Origin of the sequence: Rhizobium sp. Root491 (assembly GCF_001427205.1) — a bacterium.
Lineage (GTDB): Bacteria > Pseudomonadota > Alphaproteobacteria > Rhizobiales > Rhizobiaceae > Agrobacterium > Agrobacterium tumefaciens.
In genome coordinates this window covers 813,280-835,433 of record NZ_LMFF01000012.1, presented here as the reverse complement: position 1 = coordinate 835,433, position 22,154 = coordinate 813,280, and the positions used below count along the sequence as shown (strand labels likewise).

Genomic DNA, 22,154 nt, shown 5'->3' with positions numbered 1-22,154 from the left:
TATGGTTGAGGAATTATACCGGCTGCTCTCTAGTGTGTTTCCGCGTTTTTCAGAGCGGAGGCCGTTCAGAAAACGGAGCCGGCATGGAAAATACCATCTTTAAACACAGCCTGACGGTTGGGGAGGTTGCGCGTCGTAGTGGCGTCGCCGTTTCCACCATCCATTTTTACGAGGCGAAGGGATTGATCGAAGGCTGGCGCACCAGCGGGAACCAGCGTCGTTATCATCGCGCCGTCCTGCGGCGTATTGCCATTATCCGCATTGCGCAGCGGGCAGGTATCCAGCTCAGCATCATCAGGGACGCCTTGGCGGATTTGCCGCAGGACAGGGTGGCGACGACGGCTGACTGGCGCGTGTTCTCGCAGTCCTGGCGGGAAATGCTACAGCTTCGTATCAACAGCCTGATTATGCTGCGCGACCAGCTTACCGGCTGTATCGGTTGCGGTTGCCTCTCACTCGATGATTGTCCCTTACGCAATCCAAACGATGTTCTGGCCGATGCCGGCGCGGGCCCGCGCCGTCTCGTATCCGTCAAATGAGCAAGGTTTCCGGCTGGCCGCTTTAAAAGCAATTGTTCCTACTCGACGTCGGCCGGAACCCAGACACTGACGTTGCCGCCATTGGTGGAAAACAGACCCTTGCCATGCTCGTCAAGGGTGATCTGTTCGTGACGGTGACCAAGGAAATCGCGCCATACAGCTCCCGCCTGCTCAGGGCCGAGATCTATCTGTTTTTCCGCCGCCTCGCCGTTCGACATCACCACAACGCAGCCCGGCTCATCGGCGGTACCGTGGCGAATAAACGCAACGCAGCTCGGATCGTCGAAAATATCCGTCTGGGCACCGTTGGAAAAGCGGCTGCGTGCCTCGATGAGCTTCGGAAGGCATTCGATAGCCGGCATGACGATCTCATGGTCGTTGCCGTCATTGCCGGTGTCGGTATAGGTCGTACCGAAAAGATCGGGATAAAAGACGCAAGGCACACCTTCTTCGCGCAGCAGAATGATCGCATAGGCCAGAGGCTTGAACCAGGGTTCTACGGGCGCTTCCAGAGATTGCAGCGGCTGCGTGTCGTGGTTGTCGACAAGCGTGACGGCGTGATCTGGAACAGCGGAAAGCAGCGAACCATCGAAGATAGTGCGCATGTCGAAATCGCCGCCCTGCTTGGAAGCGTCATGGAAGCGGTGGTGAAGGGCGACATCGAAAAGCATCAGCTGCTTGTCGACCAGATCGAGATAGCTTTTCAGCGCGTCTATATCGGGGTGCCAATATTCCGCCACAACGAAGAGGTCGGGATTAATCGTGTCGCGCATATGGCCTACCCAGTCGCGGAAGAACCATGCCGGAATATGTTTGGCCGCATCCAGACGGAAACCATCCACCTGCACCTGTTCGGCAAGCCACCGGCCCCAATATTTCAGTTCCTCGTAGACAGCCCTGTTTCGGAATTCGACATCCGCGCCCATGAGATAATCGAAGTTGCCGTTTTCCTCGTCGACCTCTTCATTCCATTCGCCGTCGCCATATTCGTTGACGAGACGGAAAATGCCGTCCTCATCAGGCTCCTCGATGTGGTCGACGCCGCTGAAGCACTTCAGGTCCCAGATGAATTTGGAATGTGTGCCGTTTCGGCCGGGAAAGGTGAAGCGCGTATAGGCGTGCGCCTCGAAATCCTCGTCCTCTATCTCGGTGCGGTCATCGGGATTGACGCGGCGAACCCGCACCTTCTCTCGTTCATCCGCGCCCATCTTGTGATTGAGAACCACGTCGTGAATGACGCGGATGCCGTTTTCCTTCAGCGTCCGACCGGCCTGTTCGAGGGCAGCGCGATCACCGTATTTGGTCGCGACTGTTCCCTTCTGGTCGAATTCGCCAAGGTCGAAGAGATCATAGGTATCGTACCCTACCGAAAAACCGCCCGCAGAACCCTTGTAGGCCGGCGGTAGCCAGACGTCGGTAATACCCATTCGGGCAAGGCTTTCCGCCTTTTCGGCCACCTCGCTCCATAATTTCCCTCCGTCCGGATAGTACCAATGGAAGAATTGAAGCAAGGTGCGTCCGGCCATATTTCCCTCATGATGGTTAGCAGGTCGCGCCATAAACGGCCCGGCGGCGAAAGGGTTCCGCCGCCGTATTGACCAAACTTCGATTGTGAGGGGACCACCTTCCCTGATGGGTCCGGTGGCCTGGTCTATGCGTTATTCCGCAATTTCGAGAAGTGCCGCGCCCGCCTGAAGATAGTCGCCTTCCTTGACGATCAGGCGGACCTTGCCGGCCTTCGTCGCCACGATTTGCGTTTCCATTTTCATGGCTTCCATGACGGCCAGAAGATCGCCTTTGGAAACAGTTTCGCCATCGGTCACCTTGAACGATTGCAAGGTGCCGGAAACGGGAGCGATAATTTCACCTTCCTTCTCCTTGACCGACGCGCCGGGGGCAACGGCATTGCCGCCGCTGACAGCGCCGAGGCCGGAGAGCAGCAGGTTCGGCAGGCCGACAGAAACACGCTTGCCGTCGATTTCCAGAAAGGTGCGCGTGATGGAAGGGTCTTCAGCTGGTGCAGGACGTTCCATCGCGTCAGGCATGGCGGCGAAATCGGTCTCGATCCAGCGGGTATGAACCTTGAAACCGTCGGTGCCGATGAAGTCGTCCGTCTCGATTGCGGCGCGATGGAACGGCAGAACCGTGGCAATGCCTTCGATACGAAATTCTTTCAGCGCGCGGCGCGCGCGGCGCAGAACCTGATCGCGGTCGGTACCCGTAACGATGAGCTTCGCCATCAGCGAGTCGAATACGCCAGGCACGCTGGAGCCGCTGACGACGCCGCTATCCATACGGATGCCGGGGCCGGAAGGAGCATCGAAAATCGAGATCGTGCCGGGTGTTGGCAGGAATCCTCGGCCGGGATCTTCGGCATTGATGCGGAATTCCATAGAGTGGCCGCGCGGTTCCGGCGTTTCAACCACCCGCAGGGTGTGGCCCTCGGCAATGCGGAACTGCTCGATGACGAGATCGATACCGGTGGTTTCCTCGGTAACGGGATGTTCCACCTGCAGGCGCGTATTGACCTCCAGGAAAGAAATCGTGCCATCAACGCCGAGCAGGAATTCGACGGTGCCGGCACCGGAATAGCCCGCGGCGGCACAGATCGCCTTTGCCGCGTCGTGGATTTTTTGTCGCTGTTCGGCAGACAGGAACGGGGCCGGAGCCTCCTCTATCAGCTTCTGGTTTCGACGTTGCAGCGAGCAATCGCGGGTGCCCAGCACCAACACATTGCAGTGCTTGTCGGCCAAAACCTGCGCCTCGATATGGCGGGGCCGGTCGAGGAAGCGTTCGAGAAAGCACTCGCCGCGACCGAAAGCGGCGGTCGCTTCGCGAACGGCGGATTCGTAGAGATCGGCGATCTCTTCCATCTTCCATGCGACCTTCAGGCCGCGCCCACCACCGCCATGCGCTGCCTTGATGGCGACGGGCAGGCCGTATTCTTCGGCAAAAGCGGTGACTTCGGCGGCGGTAGAGACGGGGCCGTCACTGCCGGCGACCAGCGGCGCGCCGACGCTGGTGGCGATGCGCCGCGCTTCCACTTTATCGCCCAGCGCTTCAATGACATGTGGGTCGGGGCCGATCCAGCTAAGGCCGGCATCGATAACCGCCTGCGCAAATTCGGCGCGTTCGGACAAAAAGCCGTAACCGGGATGCACGGCATCCGCGCCGGCGCGTTTGGCAATCGCGATCAGCTTGGCGATATCGAGATAGGTTTCGGCGGGGCGGACGCCTTCCAGCGCATAGGCCTCATCCGCCAACCGAACGAATAGCGCATCCTGATCGGGATCGGCATAAACGGCAACCGATTGCAGGCCGTAATCACGGCATGCGCGGATGATCCGCACCGCGATCTCGCCGCGATTGGCAATCAGCACTTTTTTCATCGCTATTCTCCCTACAGACTTTTAGCCGCCGCGATTTCGGCAAAAGGGCCGATCGGGCGGAACTTGATTTTGGCATTGACGGGGATTTGCCCCGCAAGATCGAGATGGTATTCCGCGACCGCGCCGATGACGGGATAGCCGCCAGTCAACGGGTGGTCGGCAAGGAAGAGAACGGGCTGGCCGCTATGGGGAATCTGGATTGCTCCGGTGGCCGTGCCTTCGCTCGGCAATTCGGCACTGTCCCTGCGCTCCATCGGCACTTCGCCGGCAAGGCGGATGCCGACGCGGTTCGATTGCGGCGTGACCTGCCAGAGCTGGCCGGTCAGCGTATCGAGGCCCTTTTGCGTGAACCAGTCGGTACGCGGTCCGAGAACCACGTCGAGCGTCACAATATCGCCGGTTGCCGGCGGATCGAAGGCCGGAGCCTCGTCGACAGACACGCTGGAAAGTCCTGTCTTTTCGCCCTTCAGCGGCAGAGTAGTGCCCGCAGTCACGCTTTCTGGACCGACTACGGCGAGCGTATCCGTCGCATAGCTGCCCAGCACGGGCTCGACATCGAACCCGCCACGCACAGCAAGATAACAGCGCATGCCCTTCGGCGGCTGACCCAGGGTTACGATATCGCCGGGTTCGAGAGACACGGGAACATGGGTTTGTGCGGTGAAACTGCGATCTGCGGTCTTGACGGTGATGGGGCAGGGCGCGCCCGCAATGCCGATGACAGCGCGGCTCGTGCTTTTGAAGGAAAAGCCGCCGAGCGTCAGCTCGAGACACGGCGAGTTAACGGGATTGCCGACGATACGGTTGGCGGCGTTAAACGCGCCACGATCCAGTGCGCCGGAGGCGGAGACGCCCTGTCCGGTTTGGCCGAAGCGGCCGAGATCCTGAAAAATGGCGGGCATGGGGGCCGCGAGCACCTCGAAATGCGGGCCTTCTCTTGTCATCTCAGGGCGGGCGGTGCGCGGCGCTGAGGTGGGAACATCAACCGTTCTTCCGGCCTTGTCCATATCGAAGAAACGCACGCGATAACCCGGCTGGAAAAGCGCGCCGGGATCACGGTCTATATCCCACATCTTCACCGGTGTGGTGCCGATGATCTGCCAGCCGCCGGGGCTGTTTTGCGGATAGACGCCGCTGAAGGCGCCTGCCAGCGCCACCGAACCCGCCGGAATGCGGGTACGCGGGCTTTGCCGGCGCGGCACGTGAAGAGCCGTATCGCCGCCAACCAGATAACCGAAGCCGGGCGCGAAACCGCAGAAGGCCACGGTGAATTCGCTTTCGGTATGGCGGCGGATGACTTCGTCGACGCTCATGCCGGTCAGTTCGGCAACGTCGGCCAGATCTTCGCCGTTATAATGGACGGGGATTTCCACCAGATTGTCCGAGGGCGCGATTTTTGCGGAGAGATCGCGGCTGGAAAGCCGTGCAACCAGCGCCTCTGCGCCAATCTTTTCGGGGCGGAAACGGATCATCAGGGTGCGGGCAGCCGGAACCGTTTCGTCGATGCCCTCAATCGGATCGTTCTGAAGCGAGGCGAACAGCGCCAGCGTTTCATCGAGATCGGCAAGTTCGACGAGAATGGTGGTGAGGCTGACGGGGAGAAAACGCATCATATCCTCACGCGTGATAGGCAGAATCGGGAATGTCGGTGATGAACATGTGCCCGGGCGCATGGGTAATCGCGAACGGCACGCCGGACGCCATGACTGCAGCCTGAGGCGTCACGCCGCAGGCCCAGAAAACTGGAACCTCGCCGGGTTCGATCCGCACCGCATCACCGAAATCCGGCTTCGCGAGATCCGATATGCCGATTTCTTCCGGCGCGCCGACATGCACCGGCGCACCGTGAACCGCCGGAAAACGTCCTGAAATTGTCGCGGCATCGGCCACGCGCGAAGCCGGGATCGGTCGCATGGAAACGACCATGTTGCCCTTAAATCGGCCGGCCGGCCGGCAGGGGCGGTTGGTCAGATACATCGGAACGTTGCTTTTGTCGGTCATGTGACGGATTTCGATACCCGCTTCGACCATCGGCGTTTCAAAGGTAAAGCTGCAACCGATCAGGAAAGCGACGAGATCGTCACGCTCTGCCCATGCGGCGGTCGCATCCGCCGTTTCCTCGGCAAGTTTGCCGTCCCGCCAGATACGGTAAAGCGGTAGGTCGGTCCTGAGATCGGCACCGGGGGCAAGAAGCGTGGTTGGTGAGCCGGGATCTGAAACATCGAGCACCGGGCAGGGCTTGGGATTACGCTGCGCATAAAGCAGGAAATCGAAGGCCCAGTCGCGCGGCAGCACGATCATGTTGGCCTGCGTGAAACCGGGAGCGATGCCGGAGGTCGGTGCAACGAGGCCGCCACGATAATCGGCGCGGGCCGTCCGGGCGGCATCCGCATTGGTGTGGCTCAGAAAGGATAAGGGTATCGTCATTGGTCGCCCTTTTAGAGAATGGATGCAAAAGAGCGGATTTCGATGCCCTCGGCTTCGAAACGGCGGCGGATTTCCTGGGCGATCGCCACCGCGCCGGGGCTGTCGCCATGCACGCAGATGGATTGTGCTTCGATCTTGATGCTGCTGCCGTCGATGGCTTCGAGTGTTCCTTCGCGGGCAAGCTGCACCATCCGGTCGGCGATTTTGGCAGCGTCGTGCAGTACGGCGCCCGCCTCGCGGCGCGAGACGAGTTGGCCTTCTGGCGTATAGGCGCGGTCAGCGAAGGCTTCCGCGACGACGGCAAGGCCTGCCTTGCGGGCGAGATCGAGGATGGGCGCATTGGCAAGGCCCATCAGCATCAGCGAGGCATCGACGGCCTTTATACCGTCGATGACCGCTTGTCCCTGTTTCGCGTCATTGGCGATGCGGTTGTAAAGCGCGCCATGTGGCTTCACGTAACGCACCGTGGTTCCGGCTGCGGCGGCGACACCCTTTAGTGCACCGATCTGGTAGATGACATCGGCGATCAGCTCTTCGGAGGTCACATCCAGATCGCGGCGGCCAAAGCCGACGCGGTCCGGGTAGGAAACATGGGCCCCGACGACCACGCCTTTTTCGGCAGCGGCCTTGACGGTGCGGTAAATCCCGGCCGGGTCACCTGCGTGAAATCCGCAGGCGATATTGGCGCTGGAAACGATGGCAAGCATCGCCTCGTCGTCTCCCATGCGCCACGCGCCGTAACTTTCGCCAAGATCGCTGTTGAGATCGATAGCGGCCATGTTTGCCTCCCTTTAGAGCATTTCCAGCAAAAGTGCGTAGCGGTTTTGCTTCGGGAAAATGCGTAATAACAAATATATAGAGCGTTTCCGCTTTTCTCCGAAATGCGGAAACGCTCTAGTTTATTAGAGGCCGAGCAGGCCGAAAATGGTGCCGGCGGACTTGTAGCCCATGTACCACGTCAATGCGCATGTCAGAACGCCAAGCCCGAGCAGAATGCGCGAGTAGCGATGGCCGCCCATCAGGTCTTCGCGCTTCCATGCGGCAAACAGGAAGATGCTGAGGCCGATGGGCAGGATAAGACCGTTCAGGCCGCCGACGAAGACCAGCATGGCGGCGGGCGGCGTCGTGATGAGCAGGTAGCAGACGAGCGAGACAGCGATGAAGATGACCGTCGCCATGTTGCGGGCGCGTTCCGTCATGTCCTGCTTGAACACGGGCAGGAACGAGACGGAGGTATACGCCGCGCCGATGACGCTCGTGATGGCCGCAGCCCAGAAGATGATGCCGAATAGGCGGAAGCCGAGATCGCCCGCGGCCGACCGGAAAGCCTGTGCGGCGGGATTGGCGGCCTGGCCCGATGTATCGATGACGACGCCGCTGGCGACAACGCCGAGAATGGCGAGGAACAGCACGTAACGCATGATGCCGGTGACAGCGATGCCGGTCAGAGCGGCGCGGTTTACCGCGGGCAGGTTTTCAATGCCGACCATTCCCCGGTCCAGCAGACGGTGCGCGCCGGAATAGGTGATGTAGCCGCCAACGGTGCCGCCGACGATGGTGGTGATGGTCGCGAAATTGATTGTGTCCGGCAGGAATGTCTGGCGGAAGGCATCACCGACCGGCGGCGCGGATACGAATGCAACGTAGAGCGTCAGCACGATCATCAGGATACCGGCGAAAATGATGAACCGGTCGACGGCGAGGCCAGCCCGTTTGGAAACGAAAATGGCGATGGAAAAGATTGCGCTGATGGCGCCGCCGATTTTCGGATCGAGCCCGAAGATGGCGTTCAGGCCGAGGCCGGTGCCGCCAATATTGCCGATATTAAAGAAAAGGCCGCCGATGATGACGAGAATGGCGAGAAGATAGCCGGAGCCCGGAATGGCAGCATTGGCGATGTCGGACGCACGCATGCGCGTCAGCGTTACGATGCGCCAGATGTTGAGCTGAACGACGAAGTCTATGAGGATGGAAGCAAGAATGCCGAAGGCGAATGCGGCACCAAGCTGCATGGTGAATGTCGCCGTCTGCGTGATGAAGCCGGGACCGATGGCAGATGTTGCCATCAGGAAGATTGCTCCCAGAAGAGATGCACGTTTTGACATTTTGAGATCGGCAGTCGGGGTGAGCTTTTTCTGCTCCATGGATTTTCTCCGCTCCTGTCGCAATCCGCCCCTCGCGGATGCTTTATGCCACCGATCTTGTCTTGTTCCGTGAGATTGTCAATATTGTTCAACAATAAATGATAATCGTTCTTTTATTTTGTCTATTTGTTGGACGTTATGAGTATGAATTCATCACGTTTTTTTGGCGCTTTGCTGAAGCTTTGTGCTATGGGCAATCATGCCGTGTCCGAACATGCCTGTCACGGAATTCCCAACGTTGCATTGCTCTTAAGGAAAGCGCCATGACGGAAACGATAGAGGGTCTGCCGCTTGCGGATCGATTGGCAAAGGGTATTCGCACCCTGCTGATCTCCGGTGAACTGATGCCGGGCCAGCGTCTTTCGGAAGCAGCCTTCAGCGAACGTTTCGAGGTCTCCCGCAATTCGCTGCGTGAAGCCTTTCGTCTCCTGACCAAGGATGGTCTGCTGCGTCACGAGGCCAATCGCGGCGTTTTTGTCGCCGTTCCCACCCTGGCTTCAGTGATTGATATTTACAGGGTGCGGCGCATGGTGGAATGCGGGGCGCTGCGTCAGGCCTGGCACAAGCACCCGGCCATCCGGACAATGCGCACGGCGGTCGATGATGCCAGGATAAAGCGCGACGAGGCAGACTGGTTAGGCGTGGGTAGCGCCAACATGAAGTTTCACGCCGCCGTGGTCGACCTTCTCGACAGCGCTCGTCTCAGCGATTTTTACGAGCGAATCGCCGCTGAGCTCAGGCTTTGTTTCGGCCTGCTGAAAGACCCGGAACAGCTCCATTCCCCCTTTGTGGACATGAACAGCAAGATCCTGTCACTGATGGAAGAGGGCAAGGCGGCTGAGGCCGGTGACGAGATGGAAATCTATCTCAATCTTTCCGAGCGGACGGTTTTGAAGGCGCTCGAACGGGCGTCCTGAGAAATCAGGCGGAGCGGGATGAAAACGTCCCTTTCACGTCCGCTCCATTTTTATATAGGCGCCTGATTGCCAAGTTTGTTGCGGTGCGTCATCAATGCCGACATGACGCTTCGCGACCTCACCATTCTCGTTATAGACGAAAACGCGATCCGCGCCTCGATCATCGAGGAGGGGCTGCGCGAGGCCGGGTATAATCGCGTGACGCTCATCCATGAGGTGCACGGCGTGGCGCGGACCATCGAGACGCTGCAGCCCGATGTCATCTTCATCGACCTTGAAAATCCCAATCGCGACATGATGGAGCATCTGTTTCAGTTGACACGCACGGTCGGCCGGCCGATCGCCATGTTTGTCGACCGCTCCGATACCGCGTCCATCGAGGCGGCCGTTGAGGCCGGTGTTTCCGCCTATGTCGTTGACGGGCTGAAGAAAGAACGCGTCAAACCCATCCTCGATATGGCAGTCAGCCGCTTCAACGCTTTCAGCCGTCTGCGACAGGAACTTGCCGAAGCAAAATCGGCGCTTGAGGAGCGCAAGGTCATCGAGCGCGCCAAAGGCATTTTGATGAAAATGCGTGGCCTGTCCGAAGAGGAGGCTTTTGCGCTTCTGCGGCAAACGGCGATGAACGAGAAAAAGAAAATATCCGAGATCGCGCAAAGCGTGGTCACCGCGGCCGGTCTGTTGATGTAACGAACCCGCCGGCGGGACAGTCGAGGAGTGTATGATATGGCGGCACAGGAAAAATCGGCCGGTTCAAAAGCGGGCGCGCCGGCAATCGTTGGCAGCGACCGGCAAAAAATCCTGCGGGCAGGTTTTATTCCTCTTGTCGATGCGTCCGTCCTCATTGCTGCGGCGGAATTCGGCTTTGCCGAGCGCGAAGGCCTGACGCTCGATCTCGTCAAGGATGTGTCCTGGGCGAATGTGCGCGACCGGCTGGCATTCCGGCAATTCGACATTGCCCATATGCTGTCGCCGATGCCGGTTGCCTCCATGCTCGGACTCGGCTCCAACCCTTCGCCGACGATCACGCCGTTTTCACTTGGGCGCGGCGGCAATGCGATAACGCTTTCGACGCGGCTTTTTGCCCGGATGAAGGCGTTGACGGGGCTTTCCGAAACGGCGGGGGCGCTGGAAAATGCGAAGGCCTTAAAGCAGGTGCTGGATGACATGCGAGCGCGGGGCGAAGCTACACCGACGCTCGGCATGACCTACCCGTTTTCCTCGCACAATTACGAATTTCGCTATTGGCTCGCCGCTGGTGGCATTCATCCCGATCACGACGTCAAACTGGTGGTCGTACCACCGCCATTGACGTCGGATGCATTGGCGGCGGGCGCCATAGATGGTTTCTGTGTCGGTGCGCCGTGGAACATCGTTGCCGCCGAGCGCGGTGTGGGCAGGATCGTCGCTGCCAAGCAGGATTTGTGGCCGTCTGCGCCGGAAAAAGTGATCGGGATGCGGCCTGAATGGGCTGAAAGCCAGCAGGAAACGGTCAGCCGGCTGCTGATGGCGCTCGATGCCGCCGCGCGTTGGTGCGACCTTGCGGAAAATCACGATGATCTGAGCAGGACACTTGCCGATCCGCGTTATATCGGTGCGCCGCAAAGCATCATCCGCCATGTGCTTGCCGGTGAATTCAACATCGACAGCCAGGGCAACCGCCGGGTCATCGACAAATATTTCCTCTTCCACGGCGGCCATGCCAATTATCCGCGCCAGAGCCAGGCATTGTGGATTTACAGCCAGATGATCCGCTGGGGGCAGACGGAGTTTTCGCAAGTTGGTGTGGAGGCCACCCTGTCCGCTTACCGTCCAGATATTTATCGGGCGGCACTGGGCGATGCCAATGCGCCCGATGATGCCGATATTCGAGTCGAAGGGCAGGAGGCGGGTGACCGGTTCGTGGACGGTTTTGTTTTCGATCCCGCAGACATTGCTGGCTATGTGAATGGCTTTTCCGTGCGCAGTTCTGCCCCGTTTTCCATCTCCCAAGGCGAGGCCTGACAGCGGTCGGCCGGGCAAGCTGCGCAAATTTCAAGCGCGGAATTTATCCATTTGCGCAAACCATAGACAAAATTCCTACTGATTAAAATTTAATCGTCCGATTCAATCTCGGAAATTCCGTTTTTTTCCAAGGCGATAGCTTCCATAAGTAAAACTGGCACGCCTCTTGCGTCTTCGTCTTTGCACTGGTCAACGGCGATCGGGGCGAGCAGGGCGCGGCATAAGCGCTTTCACAGACATAGACGTCGCAAGGTTTTGCTGCCCGGAACATTTCCCGTTCCGAAGGCGCAAACTCCGAGCGGCGTTTTTTTTATTTTCAGGTTTTTTCGCAAGCGAACGCGCCACCCATGCGGTGGTCCAATAAGGGGAAGATGCGAATGAAAAAGATATTCTCGGGCGATGTCAGCCGCCGCGCCATACTGAAGACGACAGCCGCCGCAGCCCTTGTTACCGCCGTGCGCACCGCTTTTCCGTCAGGCGCTTTCGCAGCCACGGCTGAGCCGGAAGTGAAGGGCGCGAAAATCGGCTTCATCGCGCTGACCGACGCCGCCCCGCTTATCATCGCGGCGGAAAAGGGACTGTTCGCCAAGCATGGCATGCCGGATGTCGAGGTTCTCAAACAGGCATCCTGGGGTGCGACACGTGACAATCTCGTGCTCGGCGGCGCATCGAACGGCATTGATGGCGCGCATATCCTGACCCCGATGCCCTATCTCATGCATACCGGCAAGGTGACGCAGAACAACGTGCCTGTGCCGATGGCGCTTATCGCCCGCCTCAATCTCGACAGCCAGGGTATTTCCGTCGCCAAGGAATATGCTGAAACCGGCGTTCAGCTCGACGCGTCCAAGCTGAAGGCGGCTTTCGAGAAGAAGAAGGCAGAAGGCAAGGAAATCAAGGCTGCCATGACATTTCCCGGCGGCACGCATGATCTGTGGATCCGCTATTGGCTGGCCGCCGGCGGCATCGACCCGGACAAGGACGTCTCCACCATCGTCGTTCCGCCGCCGCAGATGGTCGCCAACATGAAGGTCGGCAATATGGACGTCTTCTGTGTGGGCGAACCCTGGAACGAGCAACTCGTCAATCAGGGCATCGGCTTTACTGCATGTACCACCGGGGAACTCTGGAAAGGGCATCCCGAGAAGGCGCTCGGCATGCGCGCCGACTGGGTGGAAAAGAACCCCAACGCCACCAAGGCATTGCTGATGGCCGTGATGGAGGCCCAGCAATGGTGCGATGAGATGGCGAACAAGGAGGAGATGTCCACGATCCTCGGCAAGCGCCAATGGTTCAACGTGCCGCCGAAGGACGTTCTTGGCCGCCTCAAGGGCAATATCAATTACGGCAACGGCCGCGTGCTGGAAAATACCGGTCTGCAGATGAAGTTCTGGCAGGATCACGCGTCCTATCCCTTCCGCAGCCACGACAGCTGGTTCATCACGGAAAACATCCGCTGGGGTAAATTTGCACCCGATACGGACGTGAAGGCGCTGGTTGCCAAGGTCAATCGTGAGGACATCTGGCGCGACGCTGCAAAGGATCTCGGTGTTGCCGATATTCCCGCCTCCACGTCGCGCGGCAAGGAAACCTTCTTCGACGGCAAGGTCTTCGACCCGGAAAACCCATCGGCCTATCTCGAAAGTCTTTCCATCAAGGCAGCCTCCTGAGGAGGAGACACGGGTGTCGCCCCTTCTCCGCCGGGTTGCCATTTAATGATGGACACCAAAGGCCGGATGAGGGGCGAGACCCTGACCGCAACCGAAATCCAAAGGAAACGCCATGTCCGCATTGGCTCGAAATTTCAAGGAACAGCCGCAGCAACCGGTGGTACATAAGGCAAACGTCGTGACCCTTCCGCCCAAACATCCCTCGCGGTTCAATCTGCGTAAACTGGGTGCTGCGGCGGCCCGCAATATCATACCGCCATTTGTCGTCCTCGCCGTTCTGCTGGGCGTCTGGCAGGTGCTCTGTTCCGCCCCCGGCTCGTCCCTGCCGCCGCCAAGCCAGGTATTCGAGGAAAGCTACGATCTCATCGTATCGCCGTTCTTCCATAATGGTTCGCAGGATATCGGCCTCGGCTTGCGCGTGCTGGTCTCGCTGGAGCGCGTGGCATACGGTTTCGGCCTTGCGGCCATCGCCGGCATCATTCTCGGTGCGGTCATCGGCCAGTCGATCTGGGCCATGCGCGGCCTCGACCCGATTTTTCAGGTCCTGCGCACCGTGCCGCCGCTCGCCTGGCTGCCGCTTTCACTTGCCGCCTTTCAGGACAGCAATCCGTCCGCCATTTTCGTGATCTTCATCACCTCCATCTGGCCCGTCATCATCAATACGGCGGTCGGCGTGCGCAACATTCCGCAGGATTATCGCAACGTTGCGAAGGTGCTGCGGCTCAACCAGATCGAATTCTTCTTCAAGATCATGCTGCCGTCGGCCGCGCCTTACATCTTCACCGGTCTGCGCATAGGCATCGGCCTCTCCTGGCTCGCCATCGTGGCGGCGGAAATGCTGACCGGCGGCGTCGGTATCGGCTTCTTCATCTGGGATGCGTGGAACTCCTCGCGCCTGCCCGACATCATCGTGGCACTCGCTTACATCGGCGTTGTCGGCTTCATGCTCGACAAGCTGGTAGCGGCGCTCGGCAAGGTCATCACCCGCGGCGCTGCGGCCAACTAAAAGGGCGACCATCATGAACGCTTATCTGAAACTCGATCATATCGACAAATATTTCGACAAGGGCGGTTCGCGCGCCGAGGTGCTGAAAGGCATCAACCTGACCATCGGCAAGGGCGAATTCGTCTCAGTCATCGGGCATTCCGGCTGCGGCAAGTCCACCATGCTCAACCTCATCGCCGGGCTGACCAAAGTCTCAGCAGGCGTCGTGCTTCTGGAAAACCGCGAGGTCAACGAACCTGGCCCGGAACGCGCCGTCGTCTTCCAGAACCACAGCCTGCTCCCCTGGCTTTCGGTTTATGAAAACGTCAACCTCGCCGTCGCGAAGGTCTTCAGCAATACCAAGACCAAAGCGGAACGCCACGACTGGGTCATGCGCAATCTGGATCTCGTGCAGATGGCCCATGCCAAGGACAAGAAACCGTCTGAAATTTCCGGTGGCATGAAACAGCGCGTCGGCATTGCCCGGGCGCTCGCCATGGAGCCGAAAATCCTGCTGCTGGACGAGCCTTTCGGCGCACTGGATGCGCTGACTCGCGCCCACCTTCAGGACGCCGTGATGGAAATCCACGCCCGACTTGGCAACACCATGGTCATGATTACCCATGATGTGGATGAGGCGGTGCTGCTTTCCGACCGTATCGTGATGATGACCAACGGTCCCGCCGCCCATATCGGCGAAGTGCTTGACGTGCCGCTGCCGCGCCCGCGCAACCGCATCGAGCTTGCATCCGACAAGACCTACCTCAAATGCCGCGAGGCCGTGCTGAAGTTCCTTTACGAACGTCACCGCTTCGTCGAAGCTGCGGAGTAACCACCATGGCGCAAAAACTCGTCATCATCGGCAATGGCATGGCGCCGGGGCGCATGCTGGAAAACCTTTTCGAAACCGCCCCCGGCCTATACGACGTCACCATTTTCAACGCCGAGCCGCGCGTCAATTACGACCGCATCATGCTCTCGCCAGTACTCTCAGGCGAAAAGAGCTATGAAGATATCGTCATCCACAATGACGAATGGTACGCGGCCAACAATGTGACGCTGCACAAGGGCGCGAAGGTCACCGGCATCGACCGCGACAACAAGATCGTAACAAGTGAAAACGGCATCACCGTTTCCTACGACAGGCTGGTGATCGCCACCGGTTCCCTGCCCTTCATCATTCCCGTCCCTGGCCATCAATTGCCGGGCGTTCTCGCCTATCGCGATCTCGACGATGTCACGAAGATGCTTGAAATCGCCGAAGGCAAGGGTCGCGCCATCGTCATCGGCGCCGGCCTTCTGGGTCTGGAAGCAGCTTATGGGCTGAAGCGCCAGGGAATGGACGTCACCGTCATCCATCTGATGCCGACGATCATGGAGCGGCAGCTCGATCCGGCAGCGGCCTATCTTCTGGAAAAGGCGCTGAACGAGCGCGGCATCGACATCATCACCAAGGCCAATACCAAATGCATTCTCGGCGCGGAGAAGGTCGAAGGCATCGAGCTGGAAGACGGCCGCGTCATTAAAGGCGACATGGTGGTGATGGCGGTCGGCATCCGTCCCGCCTCGGGTCTCGCCAAGGAAGCCGGCATCGCCGTCAATCGCGGCATCGTCGTGGATGATGGCATGATGACGTCGGATGCCTCGATATATGCGCTTGGCGAATGCGCCGAGCATCGCGGCATGTGCTACGGGCTGGTCGCGCCGCTTTATGAATCTGCGCGGGTGCTGGCGGACCGGCTTTGCGGCGGTTCAGCCGAGTATCATGGTTCGGTCACCAATACCAAACTGAAGGTCACCGGCATCAACCTGTTTTCCGCCGGCGATTTTGCCGAGGGCGACGACCGCGAGGAAATCGTGCTGCGCGATGCCACCGCCGGTGTCTACAAGCGCCTGATCCTCAAGGAAAATCGCATCATCGGCGCGGTTCTTTACGGCGAGACGGCGGATGGGTCGTGGTTCTTCGACCTGATGAAGAAATCGACCGACATTTCCGCCATGCGCGAAACCCTGATCTTCGGCCAGGCCTATCAGGGAGGGTCCCCGCTGGACCCTATGGCGGCCGTTGCAGCCTTGCCGGATGATGCGGAAATCTGCGGCTGCAACGGCGTCTGCAAGGGCAAGATCACCTCGGTCATCACCTCGAAGGGGCTGACCTCGCTGGATGATGTGCGCGCCCATACCAAGGCATCCGCCTCCTGCGGCAATTGCACCGGTCTTGTCGAACAGCTGATGACGCTGACGCTTGGCGACAGCTACAATCCCGCTGCCGTGCAGCCCATGTGCAAATGCACCGATCTCGGCCACGATGATGTGCGCCGTCTCATCAAGGCCAAGGGCCTGAAGACCATTCCCGCCGTGATGCAGGAACTGGAATGGAAGACCTCCTGCGGCTGCGCCAAGTGCAGACCTGCGCTCAACTACTATCTCGTCTGCGATTTTCCCGACGAATATGCCGACGACTACCAGTCGCGTTATATCAATGAGCGCGTCCATGCCAATATCCAGAAGGACGGCACCTATTCCGTCGTTCCGCGCATGTGGGGCGGTGTCACATCTTCCTCCGAACTGCGGGCGATTGCGGATGTGGTCGACAAGTTCGAAATCCCGATGGTGAAGGTGACAGGCGGGCAACGCATCGATCTTCTCGGCATCGAGAAGGAGGATTTGCCGGCGGTCTGGGCCGATCTCGGCAAGGCCGGTTTCATTTCCGGCCAGGCCTATGCCAAGGGGCTTCGCACCGTGAAGACCTGCGTTGGAGAACAATGGTGCCGCTTCGGCACGCAGGATTCCACCGGCCTCGGCATCCGTATCGAAAAATTCATGTGGGGCTCATGGACGCCCGCGAAGCTGAAGCTTGCCGTTTCCGGCTGTCCGCGAAACTGCGCTGAGGCGACATGCAAGGATATCGGCGTCATCTGCGTCGATTCCGGTTTCGAAATCCACTTCGCCGGTGCCGCCGGTCTCGATATCAAGGGTACGGAAGTGCTGGGCCTCGTCCATACCGAGGATGAGGCGCTGGAGCATATCGTGGCGTTGACCCAGATGTACCGCGAGCAGGCGCGCTACCTCGAGCGCATCTATAAATGGGCCAAGCGCATCGGTTACGACGAAGTCCGCCGCCAGATCATGGACGATGCCGACAAGCGCCGGGCCTATTTTGACCGCTTCGTCTTCAGCCAGAAATTCGCGCAGGTCGATCCCTGGTCGGAACGTGTGTCCGGCCACGACAAGCACGAATTCAGGCCGATGGCGGCAATCGGTTTCAACGAGGCAGCGGAGTGAGAACGATGGACAGCAACTGGATCGATATTGGCGACATTTCCGACATTCCGCTGCGCGGCGCGCGCTGCGTGAAAACGCCTATGGGCAAGATCGCCGTGTTTCGCACGGCTGAAAATCAGGTCTTCGCCATCGAGGATCATTGCCCGCACAAAGGCGGCCCGCTGTCTCAGGGCATCGTGCACGGGTCTTCGGTGACATGTCCTTTGCACAATTGGGTCATTTCGCTGGAGACCGGCAAGGCGTTGGGGGCGGATGAGGGTGAGGTGAGGACCATTCCTCTCCGCAATCTCGACGGGCGGCTTTCGATTGCGCTCGAAACTTTGATGATTGCGGCGGAGTGATATCAGATGTTGGCGACGATACTCCCCTCTGTCCTGCCGAACATCTCCCCCTCGAGGGGCAAGATCGACAAGTGGCACGCTTCTCGCTTCATCTCTGTTGTCGGAGACGCAAGCTGTGAAATAGAGCCGGTGCCGCAATTGATCTACCCCTTTGAGGGGCAGATGTCCGGCAGGGCAGAAGGGGGTAAATGCCACGCACCAAGAGGGCAAACCCATGCCCGTTGAAACGAAAACCACCTGTCCCTATTGCGGTGTCGGCTGCGGTGTCATCGCCACCGTTGCCGATGACGGCATCGTTTCCGTCAAAGGCGATCCGGACCACCCAGCCAATTTCGGCCGGCTGTGTTCCAAGGGTTCGGCTCTGGCCGAAACCATCGACCTCGACGGACGGCTGCTCCATCCCGAAATCCACGGAAAGCGAGTGGCATGGAATGAAGCGCTTCAACTCGTTGCTTCAAGATTTTCCGAGGCCATTTCCGAGCACGGCCCGGATTCGGTGGCCTTTTACGTTTCCGGCCAATTGCTGACGGAGGATTATTACCTCGCCAACAAGCTGATGAAGGGTTTCATCGGATCTGCCAATATCGATACGAATTCAAGGCTTTGCATGTCGTCTTCGGTCGCCGGCCATCGCCGCGCCTTCGGGGCCGATACGGTGCCCGGCACCTATGAGGATATGGAGCTTGCCGATCTGGTAATCCTCACCGGATCCAATCTCGCCTGGTGTCATCCCGTCCTCTATCAACGGCTTGCTGCCGCAAAGGCGGCGCGGCCGGACATGAAGGTGGTGGTCATCGATCCGCGCCGGACGATGAGCGCCGATATTGCCGATATGCACCTCGCCATCCGCCCGGATGGAGATGTGGCGCTGTTTACCGGTCTTCTGGCCCATCTTTCCGGCAGTTCCGCGTTCGATAACGCTTATGTTGGAAACCACACTGTCGGCTTCGATGCCGCGATGCAGGCAGCGACCGGGCACAGCCTGCCGGAGATTGCCGACAAGACCGGTCTGACAATCGTGGAATTGATTTCCTTTTACGAATTGTTCGAACGCACCCAAAAAACCGTCACCTGCTACAGTCAGGGCGTCAACCAGTCGCAAAGCGGCACCGACAAGGTCAACGCCATCATCAATTGCCACCTCGCCACAGGCCGTATCGGCCGGCCGGGCATGGGGCCGTTTTCGCTGACCGGCCAACCCAACGCCATGGGCGGACGCGAGGTGGGCGGGCTTGCCAATATGCTGGCGGCCCATATGGCGATTGAGAACGCTGAAGACCGCGACCGCGTGCAGCGCTTCTGGGCCTCGCCGGCGATTGCGCAGAAGCCTGGCCTCAAGGCCGTGGATATGTTCCGGGCGGTTGCCGATGGCCGCATCAAGGCGCTGTGGATCATGGCAACCAACCCCGTCGTTTCCATGCCGGATGCCGGTGCCGTCGAGGCGGCGATCAAGGCCTGTTCCTTTGTCGTGGTGTCCGATGTCATCGCCAAGACCGATACCGCCCGCCACGCCCATGTGCTGTTGCCATCGCTCGGCTGGGGTGAAAAGGACGGCACGGTCACCAATTCCGAACGACGTATTTCCCGCCAGCGCGGTTTTCTTGACGCGCCCGGCGAAGCAAAGGCCGACTGGTGGCAAATCGCCGAAGTTGGACGGCGCATGGGTTTTGACGCCGCCTTCGGCTACCGGCAACCTTCTGAGGTTTTCGCCGAGCATGCCGCTCTCTCCGGCTTCGAGAACGCCGGAAGCCGCGATTTCGATATCGGCGGGATCGACCGTGATTCCTATGGTACGATGAAACCGTTTCAATGGCCAAAAGCCGAACCCGGTGAAGCCGCCACGACCCGCTTTTTCGGGGATGGCCGCTTTTTCCATGCGGATAGCAAGGCCCGCTTCATCGCCACGGCACTGCCGGAGACCGGCAGGACATCGGCGGACTACCCGCTGACGCTGAACACCGGCCGCATCCGCGACCAATGGCACACCATGACCCGCACCGGCAAAAGCGCGCGGCTCACCGCCCATATCGCTGAACCCTTTGCCGAACTTCACCCGCGCGATGCACAGTTGCTGGGAATCGAAAGCGCCGATCTGGTGGAGATTGAAAGCCCGCACGGCAAGGTCCTGCTGCGGGCTCTGGTCAGCGAGAGGCAGGCACGGGGAGCTGTGTTTGCGCCGATGCACTGGAACGACCAGTTCGCCTCGCAGGCCCGCATCGATATGCTCGTGCCAGCGGTCACGGACCCACATTCCGGCCAGCCCGCTTCGAAGAATGTCGGCGTGAGTGCACGACGTTTTGTAGCGAAAGCCTATGGATTTGCGATCTCCCGCACCCGGCCTGATGCGCCGGGCTGCGCCTATTGGGCAGTTGCAAAGGCGGATGGCGGCTACCGCATGGAGCTTGCCTTCGAGGAACAGCCGCAGGACTGGACGCTCTGGGCGCGACGGGTTTTCGGAGTCGATATCAGGGTTGAGCCTCTGGGTTATAGTGACCGGCAGACGGGCGATCTGCGGCTTGCTTTCTTCGACGGTGATACGCTGCTGGCAGCGCTGTTCGTCGCCAGAGAGCCGGTGGCCGTTGCCCGCAACTGGGCGATTTCACAGCTGAACGAACGCCATGAGGATTTGCGCATGCGTTTTGCGCTGGTCGCCGGGCGTCCCGGTGCCGGTCGCGCCGATCCGGGGGCGACGGTCTGCTCCTGCTTCAATGTCGGGGTCAACCAGATCACGGCCGCGATCCGCAATGGCTGCCACAGCGTCGAAGCCATAGGTGCTGCGTTGAATGCCGGAACCAATTGCGGCTCCTGCCGCGCCGAGATCAGGGGGATCATCGATGGATGCCTTAAAACCGCAGCGGAATGAACCGAACCGCATGGAGAAGCTCGCCAAGTTGCCAGTCTTCTGGGGGCTTGAGGGCAAGCGCGTGGTGCTGGCGGGCGGATCGGATGGGGCCGCCTGGAAGGCGGAACTGCTGCTTGCCTGCGGGGCGGAACTTCATCTCTATTGCGAGGAAAGCGAGCTTTCGGAATGCTTTGCGGCGCTCGTCTCGACAAGCCAGATGCTGACATGGCATGACCGTTCCTGGGGTCCGGATAGTTTCAAAGGCGCGGAACTGGCGCTGGCGGATTGTGAAACCGACGAAGAGGCGGGACGATTTTACAATGCCGCGCGCTCAGCCGGCGTGCCTGTCAATGTCATCGACAAGCCGGAATTCTGCCAGTTCCAGTTTGGCTCCATCGTCAATCGTTCGCCGGTGGTGGTGTCGATCTCCACCGATGGCGCCGCACCCATTCTGGCGCAGGCCATTCGCCGGCGCATCGAGACTTTGCTGCCGCACGCTCTCAAGGATTGGGGGGCGCTTGCCCAAACCATCCGAGAGCGGGTCAATATACGCCTCGCGCCCGGCACGGCGCGGCGATCATTCTGGGAGAAATTTGTCGACCGGGCGTTTACCGAAAGGCTGGATGAGGGCAGCGAAGAAAGGCTGCTGACAGACATCGGCACGCAGGCCGGTCGGAGAGGATCGGGACGTGGCCTTGTGACGCTGGTCGGTGCCGGACCGGGCGATGCCGAGCTGCTGACGCTGAAAGCGGTACGCGCCCTGCAGGCGGCGGATGTCATTCTGTTCGACGATCTCGTTTCATCCGAGGTGCTGGAACTGGCGCGGCGGGAGGCGAAGCGTATGCTTGTTGGCAAACGCGGCGGCCGGGAAAGCTGCAAGCAGGAAGATATTAACGACATGATGATCCGCCTTGCCAAGGCCGGCAAAAGGGTAGTGCGGCTGAAATCCGGCGATCCGATGATTTTCGGACGCGCCGGCGAGGAGATCGAAGCGCTGGAGGCTGAAAACATCCCGGTCGAAATCGTGCCAGGCATCACCGCGGCAAGCGCCATGGCTTCGCGGCTCGGCGTTTCCCTCACCCACCGCGATCACGCCCAGTCGGTCCGCTTCGTCACCGGGCACTCCAGACAGGGCAAGCTGCCGGAGAATATAGACTGGCAGTCCCTGTCGAACCCTTCCGTGACCACGGTTTTTTACATGGGCGGGCGAACCGCTGCCAGCATCGAGGAAGCCCTTCTGGCGCATGGCATGCCGGCCTCGACGCCCGTCGCCATCATGATTTCCGTCAGCCGCGAAAATGAGCAGCGCTGGTGCGGTTCGCTCGTGCAACTGGCTGCGGCGGTTGAGCGCCTGGGCGTGAACGAGCCTATATTGATCGGCATCGGTGATGCATTTGGTGCTGCAATCTCTGCGTTTTCCGAGATCGGCCTGCCGGAGCCGGTCCCGATGTCAATTCAGAAAGCCGGCTAATAATCTTGCTGGTCCGTGCGGATACGTTTTTCGCATACCTCCGCAAGTGGACCTGATCGGCGCCACAAAACCGTCCCTTGACATTGGTTTTTCGTTCGCTCTTCAATAAAACGAAAAAATTGAAAGAGGAGGGAGGGTGA

17 protein-coding genes are annotated in these 22,154 nt (G+C 59.7%); 11 read left to right on the top strand and 6 right to left on the bottom strand.

What is annotated here, in order from left to right; genetic code table 11:
• The first annotated feature begins 83 nt into the window (after positions 1-83).
• A complete protein-coding gene (soxR, locus tag ASD46_RS14885) occupies positions 84-539 on the top strand; it encodes a redox-sensitive transcriptional activator SoxR (RefSeq protein WP_003511623.1) in 456 nt (151 codons plus the stop codon).
• Positions 540-577: 38 nt separating this feature from the next.
• Here the strand turns inward: soxR and amyA are convergent, their stop codons facing one another.
• From amyA to ASD46_RS14855, 6 genes are all read right to left on the bottom strand, one after another.
• On the bottom strand, positions 578-2,065 hold the full coding sequence (gene amyA / locus ASD46_RS14880; RefSeq protein ID WP_025595302.1) for an alpha-amylase: 1,488 nt from the start codon (positions 2,063-2,065) through the stop codon (positions 578-580).
• Positions 2,066-2,197: 132 nt separating this feature from the next.
• Positions 2,198-3,928 carry an acetyl/propionyl/methylcrotonyl-CoA carboxylase subunit alpha gene (locus ASD46_RS14875; RefSeq protein WP_060642493.1) on the bottom strand — a complete coding sequence of 577 codons (1,731 nt, stop codon included), beginning with the start codon at positions 3,926-3,928 and terminating at the stop codon, positions 2,198-2,200.
• 11 nt (positions 3,929-3,939) lie between these two features.
• Complete coding sequence (locus ASD46_RS14870; RefSeq protein ID WP_025595304.1) at positions 3,940-5,538, bottom strand: 5-oxoprolinase/urea amidolyase family protein; 1,599 nt, start codon at positions 5,536-5,538, stop codon at positions 3,940-3,942.
• A 7-nt stretch (positions 5,539-5,545) separates the two neighbouring features.
• A complete protein-coding gene (locus ASD46_RS14865) occupies positions 5,546-6,355 on the bottom strand; it encodes a putative hydro-lyase (protein ID WP_003511619.1) in 810 nt (269 codons plus the stop codon).
• A gap of 11 nt (positions 6,356-6,366) precedes the next feature.
• Complete coding sequence (locus tag ASD46_RS14860) at positions 6,367-7,134, bottom strand: LamB/YcsF family protein (RefSeq protein WP_025595305.1); 768 nt, start codon at positions 7,132-7,134, stop codon at positions 6,367-6,369.
• A gap of 123 nt (positions 7,135-7,257) precedes the next feature.
• Positions 7,258-8,499 carry an NRAMP family divalent metal transporter gene (locus ASD46_RS14855; RefSeq protein WP_003511614.1) on the bottom strand — a complete coding sequence of 414 codons (1,242 nt, stop codon included), beginning with the start codon at positions 8,497-8,499 and terminating at the stop codon, positions 7,258-7,260.
• 263 nt (positions 8,500-8,762) lie between these two features.
• On the opposite strand from ASD46_RS14855, the gene ASD46_RS14850 reads away from it, so the two are divergent.
• The 10 genes from ASD46_RS14850 (at position 8,763) to cysG (ending at position 22,014) form a co-directional block, all read left to right on the top strand.
• Positions 8,763-9,416, top strand: coding sequence for a GntR family transcriptional regulator (locus ASD46_RS14850; protein WP_060642492.1), 654 nt, complete (start codon positions 8,763-8,765; stop codon positions 9,414-9,416).
• Between the two features lie 102 nt (positions 9,417-9,518).
• Positions 9,519-10,106 (top strand): ANTAR domain-containing response regulator, encoded by a 588-nt coding sequence (locus ASD46_RS14845; RefSeq protein ID WP_003511609.1) that lies wholly within the window; start codon positions 9,519-9,521, stop codon positions 10,104-10,106.
• A 36-nt stretch (positions 10,107-10,142) separates the two neighbouring features.
• On the top strand, positions 10,143-11,420 hold the full coding sequence (locus ASD46_RS14840; RefSeq protein ID WP_025595306.1) for a CmpA/NrtA family ABC transporter substrate-binding protein: 1,278 nt from the start codon (positions 10,143-10,145) through the stop codon (positions 11,418-11,420).
• A gap of 377 nt (positions 11,421-11,797) precedes the next feature.
• Positions 11,798-13,090 (top strand): CmpA/NrtA family ABC transporter substrate-binding protein, encoded by a 1,293-nt coding sequence (locus tag ASD46_RS14835; protein WP_025595307.1) that lies wholly within the window; start codon positions 11,798-11,800, stop codon positions 13,088-13,090.
• Between the two features lie 112 nt (positions 13,091-13,202).
• Positions 13,203-14,096, top strand: coding sequence for a nitrate ABC transporter permease (gene ntrB, locus ASD46_RS14830; RefSeq protein ID WP_060642491.1), 894 nt, complete (start codon positions 13,203-13,205; stop codon positions 14,094-14,096).
• Between the two features lie 13 nt (positions 14,097-14,109).
• The gene (locus ASD46_RS14825) at positions 14,110-14,907 is read left to right on the top strand and encodes an ABC transporter ATP-binding protein (protein ID WP_013761942.1); all 798 of its coding nucleotides are present in this window, start codon (positions 14,110-14,112) and stop codon (positions 14,905-14,907) included.
• Between the two features lie 5 nt (positions 14,908-14,912).
• Complete coding sequence (gene nirB, locus ASD46_RS14820) at positions 14,913-17,360, top strand: nitrite reductase large subunit NirB (RefSeq protein WP_060642490.1); 2,448 nt, start codon at positions 14,913-14,915, stop codon at positions 17,358-17,360.
• Positions 17,361-17,365: 5 nt separating this feature from the next.
• Positions 17,366-17,701 (top strand): nitrite reductase small subunit NirD, encoded by a 336-nt coding sequence (nirD, locus tag ASD46_RS14815; RefSeq protein WP_025595310.1) that lies wholly within the window; start codon positions 17,366-17,368, stop codon positions 17,699-17,701.
• Positions 17,702-17,915: 214 nt separating this feature from the next.
• Positions 17,916-20,564 carry a nitrate reductase gene (locus ASD46_RS14810; RefSeq protein ID WP_025595311.1) on the top strand — a complete coding sequence of 883 codons (2,649 nt, stop codon included), beginning with the start codon at positions 17,916-17,918 and terminating at the stop codon, positions 20,562-20,564.
• Entirely contained in the window at positions 20,536-22,014 is a 1,479-nt protein-coding gene (gene cysG, locus ASD46_RS14805; RefSeq protein WP_025595312.1) for a siroheme synthase CysG, read from the top strand. The genes ASD46_RS14810 and cysG overlap by 29 nt, the downstream gene beginning before the upstream one ends.
• Positions 22,015-22,154: the final 140 nt, after the last annotated feature.